Here is a 20,405-nt window from a genome sequence, read left to right on the forward strand (position 1 = left end):
CAACTCGTATTGGGTACGTTCTTCAATATGTTCAACTTATCATCTGCAAATTCATATTAAGGAGTCCATAACCAATATGACCTGGATCTATATAATGATTTTTATCGTCTCAGCCATTGTATCTGCCTTCGCTGCTGTTCAACTTTCCAAGCATGCAGATACCATCAGTAAACAAACGAAGCTTGGGGGAGTACTGATCGGTACCATCTTCCTAGCTGTAGCCACGTCCTTACCCGAACTGACTGCAACCATCCCGGCCAGCCTGATCGGGAGCGCCGACATTGCAGTTGGTAATGGACTTGGAAGTGTATTATTCAACATCTTCTTTTTATTTCTATTAGACCTTCACTTCCGAAACAAGCGCTTGTTTCTTCGTGTCTCACATACGCACATCTATACTGGCGTGGTTGCTCTCCTGCTTTGTACAGTCACGGGAATCGGTCTCGCCGCCAACCTTTCTATTTCTGCACTGAACATCGGCCTTATAAGTTTTATCATTGCCTTCATTTATATAGGAGGTATGTGGTTCCTTTCCAAAACAGAGAAACCAGAGGCTACAGAAGAGGCTGACACATTGCTCACCACCGATTCAACGGTTCGGCAGACTGTGAAGAAATTCATTCTTTTTGCTTTCGTCATCTTTGTGTTCGGAAGCGCCCTCTCACTGACTGGAGATGCGATCGCGAAAAATACAGGAATGAGTACGTCGACAGTAGGCAGCATACTGGTTGCGTTGGCTACATCCATTCCGGATGCCATGGGTGTCTATACAGCGTTGAGGCTGTCCAACGTCAATCTGGCCATCGGGACGATTCTTGGAAGTAACGTCTTCAACATATTGGTGATTGCCATCGGGGATGTGTTTTACCTCAAGGGGGATATTTGGCAGGACACCAGCAGCGACTTAATGTATATGTCCATTGTCGGTTTCATCCTGACTGCCTTAGTGATGCTTATTACGAAAAGAGACCGGACGAGGAATACGTTCACCTATAGTCTCCCTTCAGCAGTAGCCGTGGTTACGTACCTGATTGTCGTTGGCTATATAATCATTTAAATTCTAGAAAAAGAGGCATCCCAAAATTTGAGATGCCTCTTTTTCTTATATTATATTTTTTCGAATCTGATTTCACATTTTCCCGGGCATGATCGCCGTGAAGTTCTAATTGGTGCAGTCGTTTATAGGTGGTGAACGAAAACGAATCCGATATCTGACCTGTCACCGGTTGCTGGAACATGACGTCTTTCCTTTTCCCCTTAGGAGCAGATCGAGTGAACCTTCTTCAAGCTCCACGTCATAGTGCAGCACGTAATTATGGTCCTTTTTCAATAGGAAATCATTGTATTGGATCCCGTTGATTTTTTTAAAACTAGTAGATAGTTTCGTAGTCGTCTTCACACTCTTCCCGGTAAAGGAATTCAGCCTTACGATTTTCAGCTTTACGAGTATGTACAGGATGGCGGCTAGCACGGCTAATTCTTTAAGGTAATCAATCACAGGAATCTATGTAAAGATACCACTCATTTTAACATAGAAAGTTAAGTGCAAAAGGTATCGAACAAATAAAAAAAGAACTCAAGCACGGGCTCGAACTCCTAATGGATGATCCTAATCAGTGTACATCAGAGAGCGTTAATTGTGATTACGAAACACACTTCTCCACTCTCCAAGTAAGTTCACCCTCTAAAAGGATGCTATTTAATTTGTCGGCCGCCTGTTCAGCGTCATTCGATTGCATGAAAATCTTTTCTCTGCGATCAATACTATCTTTAAGCGTTTCGACTGAGTCATTAAAACCTCTAATGATTCTGTACATTCGATCAGTCTCCCTAAAATAATTGTATAACTTTTGTATAATTTATTTATACCTTATTTCTGTTAAGTAATCAAGCTTTATTTAAATATAGTAATAGTAAATAATTCTCTCAAATCTATCACCACAGAAAAACGGCGGTCCCAGCATCAGCATAGGACACGCCGTTTTTAACGTTCACTCTCTATTAAATCCGCTATCAAAATATATCTATCTGGCGCAGAACCGATGAAATCGAACGGATAACAAGTAGACACCGTCAACGTCGCCTTAGGTTTAGGAACAATGACGGTGCGATCATCCTGGTCGACGATCCTCACTTTCCTTACCCGGTACGTGAACTTGCCAGCTTCTGTTTTGACGGTCAATTCATCCCCTACTCCGACCTCACCAAGCCGCCGGAACACAGTATCCCGATGGCCGGATAGCACCGTGTTATCCTGCTCTCCCGGCATCACGCTGTCTGCGAAATGCCCAACACCTTTTTCCAATTCGTCTTCATCTGTACCATGGTAGATCTGTAGACTTTCATCCAGATTAGGGATGATCAGCTCTCCCATATGCTCTCCTATTTCTGGGGCCGAGGTATACAAAGCATCTTCGGAGCGGCTGGCTGCCTTTTTCACAGCCAGGCTCACTTCCTTTTCTTCTGCCTCAAGCGATGGTTCCGCACTGGTTTTATAGAGATAGTACCCTTTCAGAAAAGGATAGGCATTCGTACTTGTGAACCATAACCCGAAAGCCAACAGTCCCATACTCACGAATAGTAACACGAGCCTTTTCTTACCCCTTTTACGTTGTTTCCTTGACCTCATCTTTTACGCACCCTGTCTGCGGAAGTGACGGAACGCCAAGAAACCGAATCCCATCGCACCCAAACCGAGCAGCATGTTAGCCAGGTATCCTCCATTTGTATCCGGTAGCTTTCCACCTTTGACTGTCTTCGCAACTGCAGCAGGCTTATCTGCAGCTTGTTTCGTTTCCGCTACCTTTTCAACGACAGGAAGATCCTCGGCTGTTTCTTTGATTAAATCCGAGCCGAACATTTCACCAGTCAAAATGAAATCAGCTAAAAATTCTCCTTGAAGGTTGTATAGGACAACCTTGAGGTCGAAGCCTTCCACCTCTGTCATCTTCAGCAGATCCGCAAGGGAGATTGCCTCTTCTCCACCGTCTTTCACCAAAAAGAACTCCGCATCCATTTCAAACAGGGCAAGCAATCGCTGCATGATGGACAATAATTCAGCAATTTGTTCAGCTGTCAGCTCTGTTGCTGATTCGAATTCCTCGAATGCCATCAGGCGCTCATAAAGGCCATCCAGCTCAGCTTCCATCGCTGTGATATCCAGACTTTCCAGGTGAAGGAATACGCGCTCCAACTCTTCCTCTGTCAGTCCGAACTCACTGAACAAATCTTCATAATCAATATCAACCATCTCTTCAATCAAGTAAAATTCAATATCATCTATAAACGTGTAATCCTCAACCGCTTCCCCATATTCAGCTAGAATATCATCCAGCTCCTGACGGGTGAGGCCGTAAGTATCCAATAATTCTTGCAAACTCTCATCTGTGATGATCGGTCCAAGAAAATCTTCCAACTCGGCCATTGATTCGAAATCATTAAGCTGTAAATCGTAATTCTCCCATAAATAGGTATCCAACTCTTCCTCTGTCCATTGGAGCTCTGTAAGATAAGCATCCAATTCTCCTTGATCGATTGCTGCAAAACTAGTAACTGGAAAACTACTTAACATCAACACAACAGCGAAACCCAGCAACAGCAACTTTTTCAACTTCCATCTTCCTCTACGTTTTGATAATTACAGAATAATTATAATCGAGACTTACAGAAAAAGGATACAATTATTTTCATGGAAGATGAAGTTTTTTACGTCCGTCACATTAGGGTTTTAAACCATTGCTGATTGCCTTCAGTCGAGGATCTTGACCACCGTTCTCCCTCTTATTTTCCCTTTCAAAATTTCCTGCAATGTCTCAGGCAATTCCTGCAGAGTTACCTCGGTTTCCATCTCTTCCAGATTGTCAGGCTTCAAGCCATCAGCCAGCCGCTTCCAAATCTGCTCTCTTAACTCTTTCGGGCAATATACGGAGTCCACACCAGCTAAATGTACGTTTCTAAGAATAAAAGGAAATACAGTAGTCGGCACTTCCACTCCACCTGTCAATCCACTGACAGCCACTGTACCACCATAATTGATGTTACTCAGAATGGCTGCTAATGTCTTTCCTCCAACGGGATCGACGGCACCTGCCCAACGTTGTTTGCCTAGCGGACGAAGTTTCTCTGGGGTTACCTCTTCTCTCGAAATGACTTCCGCCGCTCCTAATTTCTTCAAGTAATCGACTTCAGATGCTTTTCCTGTACTCGCGACTACACGATAATTTCGTTTTGCTAGCATCGCGATCGCCATACTGCCTACTCCGCCTGTTGCCCCTGTAACTAGAATATCTCCATCCTCCGGGGTTGTTCCGTTTTGTTCCAACTGATGTACAGAAAGTGCTGCGGTGAATCCAGCAGTACCAAATACCATCGCTTCTTTGAAGGATAATCCTTCTGGCAATGGGACGACCCAGTCTCCTGGAACTCTTGCATATTCACTGTAACCACCATAATGTGAAACGCCCAATTCATAGCTGGTCACAATGACGGGATCTCCTTCAGAATAGCGGGAATCATTGGAAGTGACGATGGTACCTGCAAGGTCAATCCCAGGTACGAACGGATAGGATTGAACAATTTTCCCATCCGGGATCGAAGCCAGTCCATCCTTATAGTTCACACTTGAGTAATGGACACGGATCGTCACATCACCTTCTGGCAAGTCGTCGAACGACAGTTTTTCTATATTTACATGAAAGTCCTGCTCCTCTTTATTTACTACTAAAGCGTTGAATGTTTCAGACATGTTGGAAACTCTCCTTATTGTATGAATTCCTCTCATTCTATTAAAAAGGCGGCTTATAACTCAAGGAGAACGATTTATGTTCAACTTCTAGTTATTTTGAATGAGTTTATTACTTTTTCCCAGAAGTAACCTTTTTTCACGTTTAGGAAAAAGAAATTTCAGGAATTGCGATAAAACCTATCTTAAAATAGTAATTTTAATTCGAACCTAAGATTCAGGAATGTATATAACGTTAAATTTCTTTAGGAGGGAGACAATGAGATTTACAGGTATTATCTTAGTTGTACTGGCTGCGATATTTTGGGGAATTACCGGTGGAATTGCGAACATTTTGATGGATAAGGGGTGGGATCCTATTGTGATATCACTTTACCGAGGGGGTGTTGGATTCATAAGTGCTTTCATATGGCTTTTAATCAGCTTTAGAAAAAGCTTCACAAAGTCCCCACGTTTACATTTCTGGTCAATGATAGCAGGGATTGGTGTTGCCGGGAATTTCACTTTTTATTTTCTAAGCATCCAATCCGCAAGCATTGCGGTTGCTGCTACGTTAATGTACACCGCCCCTATCTTCGTCCTGTTGTTTTCGTTTTTATTCGGAATCGAACGCTCGACTTGGTTTAAATGGGGCGCCATTGCAAGTGTCCTTGCAGGGATCGCATTGCTTACTGGTGCATACGATCCCGATGATATTTCCGTGAGCTTTTTAGGGATGGCTGCGGGACTGGCTTCTGCCCTTTCCTACGCACTGTTCATCTTCGGATTTAAAAATGCCTGTGAGAACGGAACGCCACAGACCCTTTTAACCACTGCATTTCTATCGTTCAGCATCATCCTGCTTCTCTTTGCTGATAAAGGAGAAGTAGCTAGTGTGGTGACATCCAGTGACCTTGGCTGGTTTGTACTGATGGGAATTTTGGGTGCCGGTATTTCCTTTATCCTGTATGTGATCGGGATACGGAGGACGGCTCCGTCGACCGCTGCGATGGTAGCGATGATCGAGCCAGTGACCGCTTCGTTATTCGGCGTTCTTCTCCTTGGAGATAAACTGGGAACGATGCAGCTATTAGGAATGGTAGTGATTCTGGGTACGGTGACTGTCCTTAGTGTCAAACAGGCCTAAAAAAAAGTCGGAGGCTGAGTCGGCTCCCCACTCTTTTCCAGTGATGCCAACTGCCTCCCCCTTGCACTTTTCGGCTAATACCATTAAAGTATATACTGGTTGAAATCTATCCTAAGTGGATATAGATAAGTAAGCAGAAGGTTTATACTTTAAATTTTGGGACCGCAGCGTCCTTTAAGGAAAGGTTCAGATAGATATGAAAGATAACTTCTGGCATGAATTGCCGCGACCGTTTTTTGTTCTTGCGCCGATGGAAGCAGTGACGGATGTGGTGTTTCGTCATGTCGTAAGTGAAGCAGCAAGACCTGACGTGTTTTTTACAGAGTTTACGAATACAGAGAGCTACTGCCATCCTAAAGGGAAGCACAGCCTGCGTGGACGCCTGACGTTCACAGAGGATGAGCAGCCGATCGTCGCCCACATCTGGGGAGACAAGCCCGAATACTTCCGCGAAATGAGTATCGGGATGGCGGAAATGGGATATCGAGGAATTGATATCAACATGGGCTGTCCTGCACAGAATGTGGCAACGAAAGGGAAAGGCTGCGGACTGATCCGCCGTCCGGACGTCGCAGCAGACATCATTCAGGCAGCCAAAGCCGGCGGACTTCCCGTCAGCGTGAAGACCCGTCTCGGGTACACCGAAGTTGATGAATGGCGCGACTGGCTCAAGCACCTGCTTGAACAGGACATCGTCAACCTGTCCATCCACCTTCGTACGAAAAAAGAAATGAGTAAAGTCCCAGCACACTGGGAGCTGATCCCTGAGATCAAGCAGCTTCGTGATGAAGTGGCACCACACACACTTCTGACGATCAATGGAGATATTCCTGACCGTCAAAAAGGGCTTGAACTCGTTGAAAAATACGGAGTGGATGGCGTCATGATCGGACGTGGAATCTTCCACAACCCGTACGCCTTTGCCGAAGAGAAGAAAGATCCTACAAGCGAAGAACTACTCGATCTCCTTCGCCTGCAGCTCGATCTTCACGATAAATATTCGGAAGAGCTCGAACCACGCCTGTTCCCACCGCTTCGCCGCTTCTTCAAGATTTATGTTCGAGGTTTCCGCGGAGCAAGTGAGTTGAGGAACGAATTGATGAACACCAATTCGACCGATGAAGTTCGTGCAGCGCTCGATAAGTTCGAGGAAGAGTATGGTGGTGTGGACGAAGAGAAGGGTTTTACTGTTTCGAAATAATATTATAGAAAAGAGAGAAAAGCCAAACGCGCTTTTCTCTCTTTTTATTACATAAGAAAATCCCTCAGATATTATGAAGCATTTCTCTTCAATTTTGAAATTATACTTAATAATACCCTGAACAATAAAGCAGCTAGAATAGCAAAGATCAGGACTCCAATCAACTCAGCCCATTTACCAGTATTAAAAATTTCTATGAATGACACAACGATGAATAAAGCCCAAAATATTACCGTAGCCCAATAAAAATAATGAAAAACTTTACTTTCGTTAGAAGGGTCCCCAAACAGTGAAAATATTACTTTCTTCATAAACATCTCCCCTTTCAGAAGATATTCCATTTTCGAAAGCATCAACTGTTATTCAATACCCTAATATGTAAAATATAACCAACATCGACGTGCGATAGCTACACTAAAACATCAGCTAATAACTTCCAATCAAACCACCGGCCATGCCCATCAGTTTCCCCAACCGTTTTCCGCTCGACTTTTCCGTTTGAAACGTAATCGATATGCAGCTTCCAATCCTCCATATTGTTGTAAATATGAAAAACCTCTCTACTCTTGCTAATATCACTTATCTGTTGCCTTAAGTTGTCTTTTACTTCAGCCGGCAATTGATTAGCCACATGCGTATGGAAAATACAAAGCATAGTATGTAAAGGGAGTCCTTCAATCACTTTTAATAAGAGCTTCACACCATCCCCTTCAATAAGATTGGGAGGATTATCTCTAAGTTGTTTAGACGCATCTTCCAGGTTGTTGAGCCTGTCCGTATGCTCAGGCCATATGAGTGCTTTCAGCCATAAATATTCTTCCTCGTTTGTAAGGTCACTCACATGTAAATCGATTCCTCGCCGATCATTTACTGGTGGGGTTGACGTTAGTAATTCGTGAGGCAGTTTTCCTTCCCTTACGGTGGACGTCAAATGGACGAAGGAATCTTCATTTCCGTATGAGTCTTGGTTATCATATGAATAAGAATATTGATCCCACAGCAGCTGGAGCCCTGCGCTGGTTCCAATCTCCACAAGTGAGAGTGGTCTATTGGTTTGGTTATAGATATAGCAGAATACAGGATATAAGTACGCACAGCGCCGGACTTCATTTGTTTGTACTAGTTTATTTTTCATAAGAAATGTCAGTTCCTCTAGATTCTCCTGACAAAAATTTTTGAACGCTGCAAACAGCTGATTATCCTGTCGGGCATTGTCGGTTATGCTTGGGTAATATTCCCTGAGCTTGTGATCATAGCCCTTGAGCAGTAAATAATGGACGGACCCTAAAAGCAGATTTGGAATCGGCTGTCCTTCTCGTGCTGATAAACTCAGCTGCAATAAATCCCGATCTTCCGAAATCTGTAAAGATAGCTCCCTATATAAATCACTCGAGCCTTTACATTCCGAAACAGCAAAGTTATAGAATCGTTCTGCAGCACTCTTTAAATTCATCTCTTTCCCCTCCCTTTATTTTGCATAGCAAGCTTACCCAATTATTTTCTTCAAATCTAAAACCGCCTTTTCAGCAGACTGTAACGCTCCTTCAAGATGTCCTCCAAACAGGTCACTTGTCTCTGTTCCAGCAAAAATAATTTTGTTTTCCCACACCACAGCCTTTGGGGATGGACCATATTGAGGGAATTCTCTCAGAGGATCGTTGTCCTCCTCAACTGCAGTATTAGCATCTTTGGCCCAATCTTTATAAAGGACCGCACTTACATTTCGAGCCTCTGGTCCAAAGAGTCTTACCAGTTGCTCCATTACCTTTTTCATAAGTTCTTCTTCACCAAGCTCTGCGCGTTCTTTTGCCGGCATTCCGAAGAACCCGAATAATGCTCCAGCACCTGATTCATTCGAAGCATCATGGATTTCCTGCAATGGACCAGCCCAGCTTGTAACGAATCCAGAGAGCCCCGCTTCCCTCCAGAACGGACGATCATAAGCGACAATCACCTTAGCATGTCCAGCCATCCAAGTAGGTTTACTTTCAAGGTCAGTAATCAAACCTGAAGGCAGCGAAGGACTGAATTCAATATGACGCACGACCATTCGAGGCGGCAATGCCAGAATCACTGCACGTGCTGGAATTTCTTTTTTCTCTCCATCAAGAGACTGCGTTTCCACCGTAACAACACCAGCTTCTTCCTGGCGAATTGCTGTTACTTTAGTATTTAACTCGATTACCCCTGATGGAATCCTAGCTGCAACAGCATCAATAAGTGTCTGCACACCTCCGATGAACCGCATGGACCTCGCACCAGAATTCGGAGGTAGCACATAGCGATCAGGTGCTGTATGGGGGGATCGCTCCGCAAGCATTGCCCCTTCCGTGTACTGGTCGAACGTTTCTAAATTAAGTTCATTTACAAGATTGCTGATTGTGCGTTCATACTGCGGCCAGAACCAAGTCGGACCGAGATCGAATTTTCCTAGTTCAGGTTTATTTGGGTCAGAGCTGCTCAATACTCGACCACCAATTCTATCTCTGGCTTCTAAAACCTTGCATGCTATCCCCTGTTTAGTAAGTAGGGATGCCGTTCGCAGACCACTTAGCCCTGCTCCAACGATGACTACAGGATTGTTCATACGCTCTCCCCCTTTCTTTTCAGGCTAATATTATTAAATCATTTTACTATGTAATGGAATGAAAGAATAATCTGCGACATTGTAAGCAATGATTTTTTTCATACATAAACCGACCTGTGATATACTAAAGCGATGAAAAGAAGACTAGGAGGATCCTATGTTATCGTTTGAAGAAAAACTGGCGATCATTGAAGAGTTCGAGGAATTGGAAAAGAAGGAGATTTCTCTTGGACGAGTGAATTTCCACTATGAAGAAAGCCTTTATGATAAAAAAATCGTTGTCTATCGCTTGCATCCGAATGGGAACGGCTTTGTCTATGCAGGTCAAATCGAGGACTACCCTGTCGATGATAGAGGTATGGTAAACATCAAGGACTTCAGTGCGGATGAATTACGTGAACTGATTCGAGATGCAATTGACTCCCTATCCCTCTCCCCTGCTGAGAAGGATCCTATCATGGAAGAATGGCTGAATGAACATGATCAGGCACTTGTGCTGATGAGGGAAGATGATGGCTACAACGTGTATGCCGAGGAGCAGTTGGAAGGAACATTCAATTCTTATGAAGAAGCGGCCAATTTCCTTGAACAGGAAGGGTTCAGTCGTTTATAAAGAGAGCTGCGTGCTCTCTTTTTTCATGTCATAAGTTAAAAAGCCTCCCGTAGTTCCAAGAATGAATCCAAGGAAATCTCAGTTAAGATGGTTTAAAACACTTTCCACCCTCTCTTTACTACTTACCTTGTAAAAGATAAATCACCCGAATGACTACCCCCTTGTTAAGCGTGGGCAGTCATTCGGGTAATAAGACTTCTATTGTGTCTCAGCTCAATTACTTGAGGCGCTTTAATTCTTCTAATACTTCAGATGGTTCAGCACGATCCTTATAATCTGATTTAGTATATTCATAAGCGATTGTGCCATCTTCGCTTATGATATACGTCGCCGCTACCGGAAGTGTCCAAGTCTCATCGCCGTTATGTTTATTTACACCAAGGCCTTTATTTTTATATACCTCTACTAAATAATCCGGCAGTTGATAAACTAAATTGAATTGGTTAGCCACTTCATTGCCTTCATCACTTAATACCATGTATTCTAAATTATTTTTTTCCTGGGTTGAAAGTGAATGGTCTGGCGTTTCAGGACTGATTGCGATCAACTCTGCCCCCTGATTGTGGATATCACCTACGATTTGCTGATACGCTCTTAGCTCCATATTGCAATATGGGCACCAGCCACCGCGATAAAATGTTAGTACAACAGGGCCTTGCTTTAACTGTTCATATAGCTCAACTGTTTCTCCATTAGCGTTCGGCAGCTTGAAGTTCGGAGCCTTCGCACCTTCCTTCAATCCCTTACCTTCATCAGATGCTTCCAACTCATCAATTGCATCTTTCATTTTCGTTTGAACATCCTCAGATGCAGATGCTTTGAATTTTTCTATATACTGATCGAACTGGTGTCTCATTTCTGTTTTCAACAAAAAAACCACCTTTTCTTATTGGTTTAATTGTTATTATAAAACGGCTGGTTGCTAACATAAAATTATCTGTTTGAGCTTCATACGAGAAACTGAAGCTGTACACTTAAGAGGACTATTGCTCCAACCCCGCTACCCCGAAACCACCAGGACCTGAATGAGTCGATATCATCCCGCCCGCCTGAATCCATCTCACATTTTCGAAGCCGTTTTCCTTAGCTACCTCATCCATCCGTTGCTTGATACTTTCATCAAGTCCGATGGAGTAGATGAAATAAAGCTGCTCCCGATCAATGTTGAATTCACTCAAGTAATCATTCATGAGCTTTTCAGTGGCTCCACTCATTTTCCCTCGGTACTTCTTCGTGGACATCAGCTTGCCATTCTTCAACTCGATGCATGGCTTGATCTTCAACAGCGTTCCAATCAGTGAAGCCATATTGCTTACCCGGCCTCCCGCTTTAAGAAACTCCAGGCTACCCGGGATGAAAGCCAGCCTTGATTTAGGAACGACTGATTCTATTTTTTCAACTAAGCGTTCCGGTTCAATGTCCGGTTCTTTTTTTAGTACTTGAGCAGCATACACTACTATAGCGGCCAATCCACCAGTAACGTTCAACGCATCAATAAGATAGATGTCCTCAAATTCTTCCGCAGCAATAACTGCATTTTGAAATGATGAGGACGCCTTAGATGTATAACCAACATGGACAATGATGCAATCAGGATCATTTTCTCTTATCGATGTAAATAGCTCTTGATACTCATGAACATTTGTTGCGGTAGTCGAGGGTATTTTCTTCGTGCGTTCGTAATAGTCATAAATATCTTCGACAGGCAAAGAACCGTCCAGATAATCCTTTCCATCCATAATGATGTGCATGGGAACTACTTGAACACCGTACTCTTCAGCCAAATCACTCGGTAAGTCGGCACCGCTCTCGGTCGATAAGATAATCCTTCGCATACGATTTCCCCCTTGGTTATATTAAAGCGCTTACTTTTCAGATACTTTAACTATACATGATTAAACTGTATTAGCATTGTTTTATTTAATGCATAGAACACTATCAAAAAAAGATGAAGCCTTCTCTTCAGGCTTCATCTTTGGCGTGGTAGATTAAATTTATTTCTTACCATCCTCAAAGTGCACAGTGTCTTTCAAATCATTGCCTTCTTCCATGGAATTACTGCTGGACATCTTTTTCACAAATTCCTTCACGGTCTTGACGCTAAGACCGGATTCCCAGAACTCAGCAATTTCGGGGTTCACTTTGACCAATACAACATCTGGATCGTCGGCAGATGCGTTCAACACTTTTTCGATAATCTTATTCCAGTATTGCTTTTTCTTCTCGTCATCCTGAACAAATTCAGCCCTTCCACTGATCGAGACATAGGAACTCCCTGCGTATGCAAGATTAACTGCAGGATTACGTATGATATCCCTATACTTCTCTGTATCTTTTTTGGTTATGAACCAGATCTCTTCATTATCCATTTCCACTTCCTGCGTTTGCATCGGCCGGGACATCAACCTGCCCTCCGGAGATATCGTAGTCAACATCGCTACCTTCTCATCTTTAATCAAGTCTTTGATTTTCTTGACGGTCTCCTGATTTTCTGAGTTGTGGTCAACCATGTGTGTCGTCCTCCTTCGGCTTAATTTACTATCTATCCTATTTCTATTTCCTTTTCCCGTATGAACCTAAGACTACACTTTTGGTTAAAACGCATCCATGTGGTAGATGTATAAACAGAAGCTTCCATCAATAGATTAAGGGAGTAGCTGATTCAATCATCCTATCCCCCCCAATGTACGACGATAGCGAAATAGTTGTTAAGCCGCATGAAGGGATATAATGTCACTTATCAGAGAAAGGCTATAGGATTGTAACCGCAAATGAATTACAACAATAAAAATTCAAAAAGAGCTTCCTGCTAGGACATTATAGCGGGAAGCTTTTTACTCCAATAAAGTACCGGTCATTTTTAGAACACTAAAATTGTAAAAGACTATGTACCTTTTTCAATGTAGCTACTATTCCAATAATTACAGAGTAAGTGCTGAGGACCTAGTACAGCACCTAAAGACAATTTATTGCTCTTATTTCAGGTGCTAGATCCCCACTTAAAACAAAAGTGTTTTTCTATCTTAATAAAATCGGATTAGGACAACCAAATGTATTATAAAGCATTTTTCAGGTTGATTGCCTATTAGAAGTTAGTACTTAAATATATTTTTGATATTCATATTTTCAACTCTTGAAATAAAAGGAATAAAATTGAAACATTCTTCTGCCAATAATAATAAATCTTCTTTTTTTAGTTTCTCCTCCATGACCTCCCATATTTCTTTCAAATACCTCACGTCATTTATTGCATATTCAATTTGTTTATCAGACAAATTTTCTTTACTCCAATCAGACAATCTCTCCCCCTTGTCTAATTTAATATTGAGAAATTCTTCAATTAAGTCTTTTAGAGAATTCTTTCCTTCTTCACCAAATAATAATTTCGCCGCAATTTTAGTACATATAATATTATTAACCTTATTTGTAACAAGATGGTTCATTAAGAAACGCACATCAAAAACCGCATGATGAAATATTTTTTTTATGTTTTCATTCTCTAAAACTGATAATAAGTTTGCTGGTCTATACTCTTTATTGAATTGAATAATGTAATAGCTATCGCCCGCCCTAATTTGAATAATTAAGAGATCATTCTCTATTGGATTCAAACCGTTTGTTTCAGTATCCATTGAGATTATATTTCTTTCCTTTAATAACTTATTTTTCACCTCTAGTGGTAAATCATTTTTATAAACAGTAACAGACATATAATTACTCCCCTTTGTTTAAAACATATTTATTAGAGCTCTTAACTAGATCCTCAAGTTCAGCTACATAATAGTTATATAAATCGTGTGGCTTAGAAGTATCCTTACAGATGAAAGATGGTAACTTTTTAGACTTACCCTGTGTTATTTTATTTTGAACCACTATAACTCTATTATCTATTCTATATAAAGAGTGTGCTGGGTTTGTATCATGATAAAATACTTCAATGTCTCCTTGGGTGGCTTTTTTCGCCTTCCTGTTCTTCTTAGCATAAATACTCTCCCATGTTTTACTAACTTCAGTTACTCTTTCTTTTAATTCATCAGGGGTAATACCATATGTTTTAGCTAGTGCAGTAATATATGGGGAGGTTGGAGATAATAACACAACTCTAATTTTACAATTTGAATTGATAATCCGGTCAGTTAATTCATCAGAATGATTGTTGGTCCAAGTCCTTCCATATACATGGAAAATATCTATTCTACTTTTTGCTTGTTTTATATGATAACCATAGTCAATCTCTCCAATGTTGTGGTACACACTCTCAATTCCAGTTCGGTTTATATCTTCTTTTAAATTCAGCTTTGAGAGAATTAGATTAACCAGCTTTTCTTTCATATAGTATTCATTAATACCAGTAAAAATACCAGAAATCAGAATAGCTGTACCAACATTATTCACAAATGATTGCCAAAATTGCACTTCAATTATCTGCCCAATTAAAAGTGCCCCGAGACCAATAACTACTAAACTAATAATTATAAAAACATTTCCGTATTTATAGATTTTCTTACTCAAGATAAACCCGTCCCCTTTCAAAGAAATAAAATAAATCCATTTAATTATATCAATTAAAGGTAAATTATGAAATTTTTACAATATAGTTAAAATTACCTTTCAGATGTAGAATGTGTAAAGGTGATTTTATACAGAAACAGTGATGTTATATACATTTAAGGGATGAATAGAATACTACGAGGATCGATCCTTACGTTATCTTTTTTTAAAAAAATTAAAGAGTTCGAGATATTGAAAATTAAGTATATTTCTCTTGAAATAATGAATTTTTGAAAAAGCTTTTATTATAATAAAAATCGTCATCTATCGCTTGCATCCTAATTTTAATGAGTTCGTTTACGCAAAACAAACCAAGGAATATCCTGTGGATGATAAAGTATGATAACCCGCTCATTCAATCTACTTATAGTATTTCTTGCCTTCCCCAATCATATATTAATGGAAGAGGGACGATAATTTGTTCTTAAGAATAAAGGAGAAAAATGCAAGGAAATAGGTGAAAGAATTCCAAAGTACATGATAGAAGTCGATGATTAGACTGATATGGAAAAAACTTAAGGAATAATCATAGAGGTAAAGGATGAAAAAAAAGTTTTGTTAAGTCATGATTTAATATTACTACAGTCTTGGAAGACATTGAGGCTTGTTAATTATATTACTTCAATTGGTGAAGGTAGAGTAGATGAATCTTGGCAACAAGTCCTAACCATAGGGGTATGGCTGCAACTGGGATACTTCAAGGAGAGGGTAGTACCACATAACACCTAAAGCCGTTTATGATATTAGTGCTGTGATTATGTGGATTGTGAAGTTGTCAATTATTATCAAAAAGAGGATGGATTTATATTAACCACAGTTAAAAATATTGAATTCAGCATATTTTGAAATATGCAGTTTGATGTAGGATAACTCAATAAGTTATTAGAGTGTAAACAGCCAAAAATTGTTCCATATATCGGTGCCCCTGGGTTAAAGTGATAGATTACCTTCTCCTCATTACAAAAGGGATTAGCAGGTAATACATCACGTCGCGAGATCACTTTATTAACTACAATAGAATATAAAATGAAACTCTTATATAATCTTCGGTGCTCCTTTACTAGTAATAGATGAAATTTCTTTCTTTTACATTTTGAAGTGGAAGTAATACTTAAGTAAATCAAAGAGCAAGAAAGTTACTCCTCTTAATAGTTGATGCAAAATCAGACGAACAAAAAAAGAATAAAAAATCATCTTGGAAATGGTGATTTTTTATTCCTTTATTTTTGTAAGTATTTAATTCATTTAAAAGAACGTTTGTTAAAGATATATGAGATTTAAATTTCTAATAATAAAGTTAATATATTATTTATCTAGTATGTTGTAAATCTCGTACGTCTTTTAATCTATCTAACCTTAATGTAATACTTTCCAATAGTCTTTCATATCTATCATTTAGCAACCTTTTATGAAATTCAGCTTTTTCCTCCCCTTCATTCCGATCCCAACTCAAGCCTATTAAATGCCCCCAAGAAGTAAGATCTGAGAGGTATTCAAAGTAACTGCTTGGGTTCTTATCTCGAATAAGGCCATTTGCATAATCTGAGATATAGGTGCGATTTAAAGGACTGTTTAAAATATGCTGTTTATCTTCTCTTAATTCTTTTGCAGTTCTCTCAATTGAATAATCAGCTCCTAAAGGATAGATATGATGATCATGAACCCTTAATAGACGAACTTCGTCATCGCTAACTTCAACTTCTTTAGATCTAGAGATATCCCAGGGGTTCAAACGAACTTCCTTAGAGATGTTGAAGTCTTTAGGTTGAGTACTCAACACATACTCTAAAACCCCGTTCTTAATAGCTAAAGGAACACCTTCACGTTCTTCTGACATTAGCATAAGAACAGTTCGATCAGAGTAGCCTTCACTTTTCAAGACTTTAGAGCCCCTATATTCAAAAGGATTTTGTCCACCATTTATCCATTCGTATAACTTTCTAATGTCTTCAATACATATTTGGTTTTGTTTCTCTCTATAGGAACCTCCAAATAATGAAGACCAATACCAATATTCTATTTTTGCTAAACTAGCACGACTATTCCATTTTTCATCATCACTTAAAATATATGCAATTGGTAATATCATTAATTTATAATTTAAATCATTAATACTTATTTTTCCACATCTAAATTGCAAAAACGCAAGTGCCCTTACCAAAGATTGAGTAGTCAGCTCAGTATTTTGGTTAATCTGTTCAGAATTTAGCTTCAAATGTTTTTCTTTCTTAATAAGATCGATTTTAAAATCATCAAAGTTCCCATATTCTGTATGAGAAAATATTGACAAGAGATTTAAATACTGTTCTCTAATTGGATTAATGATTTTTTTATCGTCCATCACCCCAATTTGAGTGGATGCCCACTGCCTTTGAACACTACCTCTTAGTTGATCAACTAAGCTATCTGGTATTTGTATCTCATCATTTAAGATAGAAGTAATCCTTTGTGTTAACGTTCTTTCTGTTCTATGACCAGCAGCTGCTTTAGCCACGATTAAATCATAAGTATCTAAACCTTTTCCACCTTTATTAATGTTTTCATATATAGAAGTTGCTCGACTAATTTCGGAAGCAGGTAATTGAATAACATGTAACTCTTGATCTATAACTCCTTCCAAATACTGTAAAATATCTTTTTTCCAATCAGAAGCTAGAGATGACCACGCGTCATTTAGATCCCTTTCCTCATCTTCTGAGTACTCTTCTTTATGTTCATATGCATACACCTCAGGCAATTTAGTTCCAAGAAGTTCCGTTAGTGACTTTTCCCCACCACTTACAAGTGCCTTTAGTTCATCAACTCTTTCTCTAGCTATCTTACTTAGTGTTAATTCAAGCACAGTATTAGTATGTCCAGAATACTCATAAAGTTCATATAATGGAATAACTCCCTCGTTAGCAGCGTGTTTTGCTATTTCGTTTTTTAACACATTCCCTTCAAGCAATGCTCCATCTTTTTTCACCCTGTATGATGGATGATGCCACTCATTTGTATTACTTTTTATAATTTTTTTATATTCAATATTATCAATTACTTGCCCTGGCTCTAAATTGTCTAGTTTATGAAAGGCCAAATTTTCATATCCAAAAACGTCTTCATCTTCAATCTTTGTAACATTAAGAAACCATCGGTACCGTAATTTTTTGTAAAGTTGATCATAATTTGTTTCCCATTGATCAATTGTACCGTAAAGATCAGATAAAACAGCCCTTAAAGTAGACGATCTCTGTTGCCCATCTAAAAGATACAAACAATTTTCATCCTGATCAAATTCCTCATCTTCATAGCAAAGCTGTCTGGTAGCAAAATCTCCCTTCCTCCCTTCTAATACTAAGAGTCCACCAATAGGTAACTTTACTAATACTGTCGAAAGTAGTAATTGCTGATCTGACTCTTTCCATTCGTATCCTCTTTGAAAGTTTGGTAAGACTAACTTACCGACTTCATTGTCCTCAAATAATTCTCTTAAAGATTTTGTAGTGTTCATAGTACCCCCCCAATAGTAAATCTCATTCCCCAGTATTCTACATTAAATACAATAATTCCTTTATTTCTCATATAACAAAATTCATTATTTTTAAAAAACGAAATATTTCTTCTCTTATTAGAATATATATTCTGAAAACTTATTAAACAGTTATGCTAATATATGACGTTTCTTTTATGCAGCTATATTTATAATGATTCAGTTATACGCGTTTCAAAATATTAATAGCTATACATTATTCCTTCATTTGATTTTTCAAATAAATTCATAAATAAAATGGTAAAAGGACTCCCTAATTAAACAATTCATATGAAATAAATTAAGAGGCTTCTCAATAGTGTACTCAACTAATGAGAAGCCTCTTTATATACCTAATTTATATTTGTTAACAAAATTGCAATGAACCCTTATTTATCAAGAGGTTGAGCAGATATTACATCATGCCGCCCATTCCGCCCATGCCACCCATGTCTGGCATGCCGCCGCCATTGTCTTCTTCTGGAAGATCAGCGACTACTGCTTCTGTAGTCAGGAACATAGCTGCTACGGAAGCTGCGTTTTGAAGTGCGGAACGTGTTACTTTTGTTGGGTCGACGATTCCGCTTTCGACCATGTTTACCCACTCGCCAGTCGCAGCGTTGAAGCCGACACCGACAGTTTCGCCTTTAAGGCGCTCGACGATGATGGATCCTTCAAGTCCTGCGTTGTGAGCGATTTGACGTACTGGCTCTTCAAGTGCACGTACGACGATGCTTGCGCCTGTCGCTTCGTCACCTGTAAGGTCAAGACCAGCTACTTTGTTGTAGATGTTCACTAGAGCTGTACCACCACCAGCGACGATTCCTTCTTCTACCGCTGCTCGAGTAGAGTTCAATGCGTCTTCGATGCGTAGTTTACGCTCTTTCAATTCTGTTTCAGTTGCAGCACCGACTTTGATGACTGCTACTCCGCCAGCTAGCTTAGCTAGGCGCTCTTGTAGTTTTTCTTTATCGAATTCAGAAGTGGACTCTTCTGCCTGCGCACGGATCTGGGATACGCGGTGAGCGATCTGCTCAGCGTCTCCAGCACCTTCAACGACTGTCGTGTTTTCTTTCGTTACGACAACTTTAGAAGCGCGACCAAGCTGCTGGATGCCAGTGCTCTTCAGGTCAAGGCCAAGGTCTTCTGTGATTACTTCTGCACCAGTCAATGTAGCGATATCTTCAAGCATCGCTTTACGACGGTCACCGAAGCCAGGAGCTTTAACAGCTACTGCATTGAAAGTTCCACGAAGTTTGTTTACTACTAATGTAGCAAGCGCTTCGCCTTCAACGTCTTCAGCGATCATTAGAAGTGGTTTACCTTGCTGTACGACTTGCTCAAGTACAGGAAGTACTTCTTGGATGTTACCGATTTTCTTATCCGTGATCAAAATGTAAGGATCTTCAAGGACCGCTTCCATTTTATCCTGATCTGTAACCATGTATGGAGATGCATATCCACGATCGAACTGCATACCTTCCACTACTTCAAGCTCTGTGTTGAAGCCTTTGGATTCTTCAATTGTGATGACACCGTCGTTACCAACTCGCTCCATCGCTTCTGCGATAAGCTGGCCGACTTCTTTGTCACCTGCAGAGATGGAAGCAACCTGTGCGATGGACTCTTTGCCTTCGATCGGCTTGGAGATCCCTTTCAATTCGTTGATTGCAACTCCTACTGCTTTTTCGATTCCGCGGCGTACGCCTACTGGGTTCGCACCGGAAGCAACGTTTTTCAGACCTTCACGGATCATCGCCTGTGCAAGGACTGTAGCTGTAGTTGTACCGTCACCAGCTACGTCGTTTGTTTTGGATGCAACTTCAGATACAAGCTGTGCACCCATGTTCTCGAAGTGGTCTTCCAATTCGATTTCTTTAGCGATCGTTACACCGTCATTTGTAATAAGTGGAGAACCGAATTTTTTCTCAAGAACGACGTTGCGTCCTTTTGGTCCCAATGTCACTTTTACAGCATTCGCAAGTGTATCGACACCACGTAGCATAGCGCGACGAGCGTCTTCACTGAATTTGATTTCTTTAGCCATGAAAAATGCCCTCCTTAGTGATATCAAATGT

At 40.3% G+C, this 20,405-nt stretch carries 19 protein-coding genes; 4 read left to right on the forward strand and 15 right to left on the reverse strand.

The window, feature by feature from the left end; translation table 11 throughout:
- The first annotated feature begins 76 nt into the window (after positions 1-76).
- Positions 77-1,057 (forward strand): sodium:calcium antiporter, encoded by a 981-nt coding sequence (locus tag ACFQ2J_RS17970; protein ID WP_386063895.1) that lies wholly within the window; start codon positions 77-79, stop codon positions 1,055-1,057.
- Between the two features lie 162 nt (positions 1,058-1,219).
- On the opposite strand, the gene ACFQ2J_RS17975 is transcribed toward ACFQ2J_RS17970, so the two are convergent.
- From ACFQ2J_RS17975 to ACFQ2J_RS17995, 5 genes are all read right to left on the reverse strand, one after another.
- Positions 1,220-1,471, reverse strand: coding sequence for a hypothetical protein (locus ACFQ2J_RS17975; RefSeq protein ID WP_386063898.1), 252 nt, complete (start codon positions 1,469-1,471; stop codon positions 1,220-1,222).
- 172 nt (positions 1,472-1,643) lie between these two features.
- Positions 1,644-1,817 carry a hypothetical protein gene (locus tag ACFQ2J_RS17980; RefSeq protein WP_386063901.1) on the reverse strand — a complete coding sequence of 58 codons (174 nt, stop codon included), beginning with the start codon at positions 1,815-1,817 and terminating at the stop codon, positions 1,644-1,646.
- A 167-nt stretch (positions 1,818-1,984) separates the two neighbouring features.
- Positions 1,985-2,629, reverse strand: coding sequence for a class D sortase (locus ACFQ2J_RS17985; protein ID WP_386063903.1), 645 nt, complete (start codon positions 2,627-2,629; stop codon positions 1,985-1,987).
- A gap of 3 nt (positions 2,630-2,632) precedes the next feature.
- The gene (locus tag ACFQ2J_RS17990; RefSeq protein ID WP_386063905.1) at positions 2,633-3,610 is read right to left on the reverse strand and encodes a processed acidic surface protein; all 978 of its coding nucleotides are present in this window, start codon (positions 3,608-3,610) and stop codon (positions 2,633-2,635) included.
- 138 nt (positions 3,611-3,748) lie between these two features.
- Positions 3,749-4,744 carry an NADPH:quinone oxidoreductase family protein gene (locus ACFQ2J_RS17995; protein ID WP_386063908.1) on the reverse strand — a complete coding sequence of 332 codons (996 nt, stop codon included), beginning with the start codon at positions 4,742-4,744 and terminating at the stop codon, positions 3,749-3,751.
- Between the two features lie 256 nt (positions 4,745-5,000).
- Here ACFQ2J_RS17995 and ACFQ2J_RS18000 point away from each other — a divergent pair, with 256 nt between their 5' ends.
- Complete coding sequence (locus tag ACFQ2J_RS18000) at positions 5,001-5,867, forward strand: DMT family transporter (RefSeq protein ID WP_386063911.1); 867 nt, start codon at positions 5,001-5,003, stop codon at positions 5,865-5,867.
- A gap of 196 nt (positions 5,868-6,063) precedes the next feature.
- A complete protein-coding gene (locus ACFQ2J_RS18005; RefSeq protein WP_386063914.1) occupies positions 6,064-7,068 on the forward strand; it encodes a tRNA dihydrouridine synthase in 1,005 nt (334 codons plus the stop codon).
- Between the two features lie 71 nt (positions 7,069-7,139).
- Here ACFQ2J_RS18005 and ACFQ2J_RS18010 read toward each other — a convergent pair whose 3' ends face one another.
- From ACFQ2J_RS18010 to ACFQ2J_RS18020, 3 genes are all read right to left on the reverse strand, one after another.
- A complete protein-coding gene (locus tag ACFQ2J_RS18010) occupies positions 7,140-7,379 on the reverse strand; it encodes a hypothetical protein (RefSeq protein WP_386063917.1) in 240 nt (79 codons plus the stop codon).
- 98 nt (positions 7,380-7,477) lie between these two features.
- Entirely contained in the window at positions 7,478-8,521 is a 1,044-nt protein-coding gene (locus ACFQ2J_RS18015) for a DUF2332 domain-containing protein (RefSeq protein ID WP_386063920.1), read from the reverse strand.
- A 33-nt stretch (positions 8,522-8,554) separates the two neighbouring features.
- Positions 8,555-9,655, reverse strand: a complete 1,101-nt coding sequence (locus ACFQ2J_RS18020; protein WP_386063923.1) for a flavin monoamine oxidase family protein — start codon at positions 9,653-9,655, stop codon at positions 8,555-8,557.
- Positions 9,656-9,812: 157 nt separating this feature from the next.
- On the opposite strand from ACFQ2J_RS18020, the gene ACFQ2J_RS18025 reads away from it, so the two are divergent.
- Complete coding sequence (locus ACFQ2J_RS18025) at positions 9,813-10,268, forward strand: hypothetical protein (protein ID WP_386063926.1); 456 nt, start codon at positions 9,813-9,815, stop codon at positions 10,266-10,268.
- Between the two features lie 217 nt (positions 10,269-10,485).
- Here ACFQ2J_RS18025 and ACFQ2J_RS18030 read toward each other — a convergent pair whose 3' ends face one another.
- The 7 genes from ACFQ2J_RS18030 to groL form a co-directional block, all read right to left on the reverse strand.
- Entirely contained in the window at positions 10,486-11,136 is a 651-nt protein-coding gene (locus tag ACFQ2J_RS18030) for a peroxiredoxin-like family protein (protein WP_386063929.1), read from the reverse strand.
- Between the two features lie 115 nt (positions 11,137-11,251).
- Positions 11,252-12,103 carry a DegV family protein gene (locus ACFQ2J_RS18035; RefSeq protein ID WP_386063932.1) on the reverse strand — a complete coding sequence of 284 codons (852 nt, stop codon included), beginning with the start codon at positions 12,101-12,103 and terminating at the stop codon, positions 11,252-11,254.
- A 159-nt stretch (positions 12,104-12,262) separates the two neighbouring features.
- Complete coding sequence (locus ACFQ2J_RS18040; protein WP_386063935.1) at positions 12,263-12,778, reverse strand: pyridoxamine 5'-phosphate oxidase family protein; 516 nt, start codon at positions 12,776-12,778, stop codon at positions 12,263-12,265.
- A 582-nt stretch (positions 12,779-13,360) separates the two neighbouring features.
- Entirely contained in the window at positions 13,361-13,978 is a 618-nt protein-coding gene (locus ACFQ2J_RS18045) for a ribonuclease D (protein WP_386063938.1), read from the reverse strand.
- Positions 13,979-13,982: 4 nt separating this feature from the next.
- The gene (locus ACFQ2J_RS18050; protein WP_386063941.1) at positions 13,983-14,780 is read right to left on the reverse strand and encodes a hypothetical protein; all 798 of its coding nucleotides are present in this window, start codon (positions 14,778-14,780) and stop codon (positions 13,983-13,985) included.
- A 1,348-nt stretch (positions 14,781-16,128) separates the two neighbouring features.
- Positions 16,129-18,309, reverse strand: a complete 2,181-nt coding sequence (locus ACFQ2J_RS18055) for a DUF262 domain-containing protein (RefSeq protein WP_386063944.1) — start codon at positions 18,307-18,309, stop codon at positions 16,129-16,131.
- Between the two features lie 433 nt (positions 18,310-18,742).
- Positions 18,743-20,374, reverse strand: a complete 1,632-nt coding sequence (gene groL / locus ACFQ2J_RS18060; RefSeq protein WP_386063947.1) for a chaperonin GroEL — start codon at positions 20,372-20,374, stop codon at positions 18,743-18,745.
- Positions 20,375-20,405: the final 31 nt, after the last annotated feature.

The organism is Thalassobacillus hwangdonensis (genome assembly GCF_042675915.1).
GTDB lineage: Bacteria > Bacillota > Bacilli > Bacillales > Halobacillaceae > Thalassobacillus_A > Thalassobacillus_A hwangdonensis.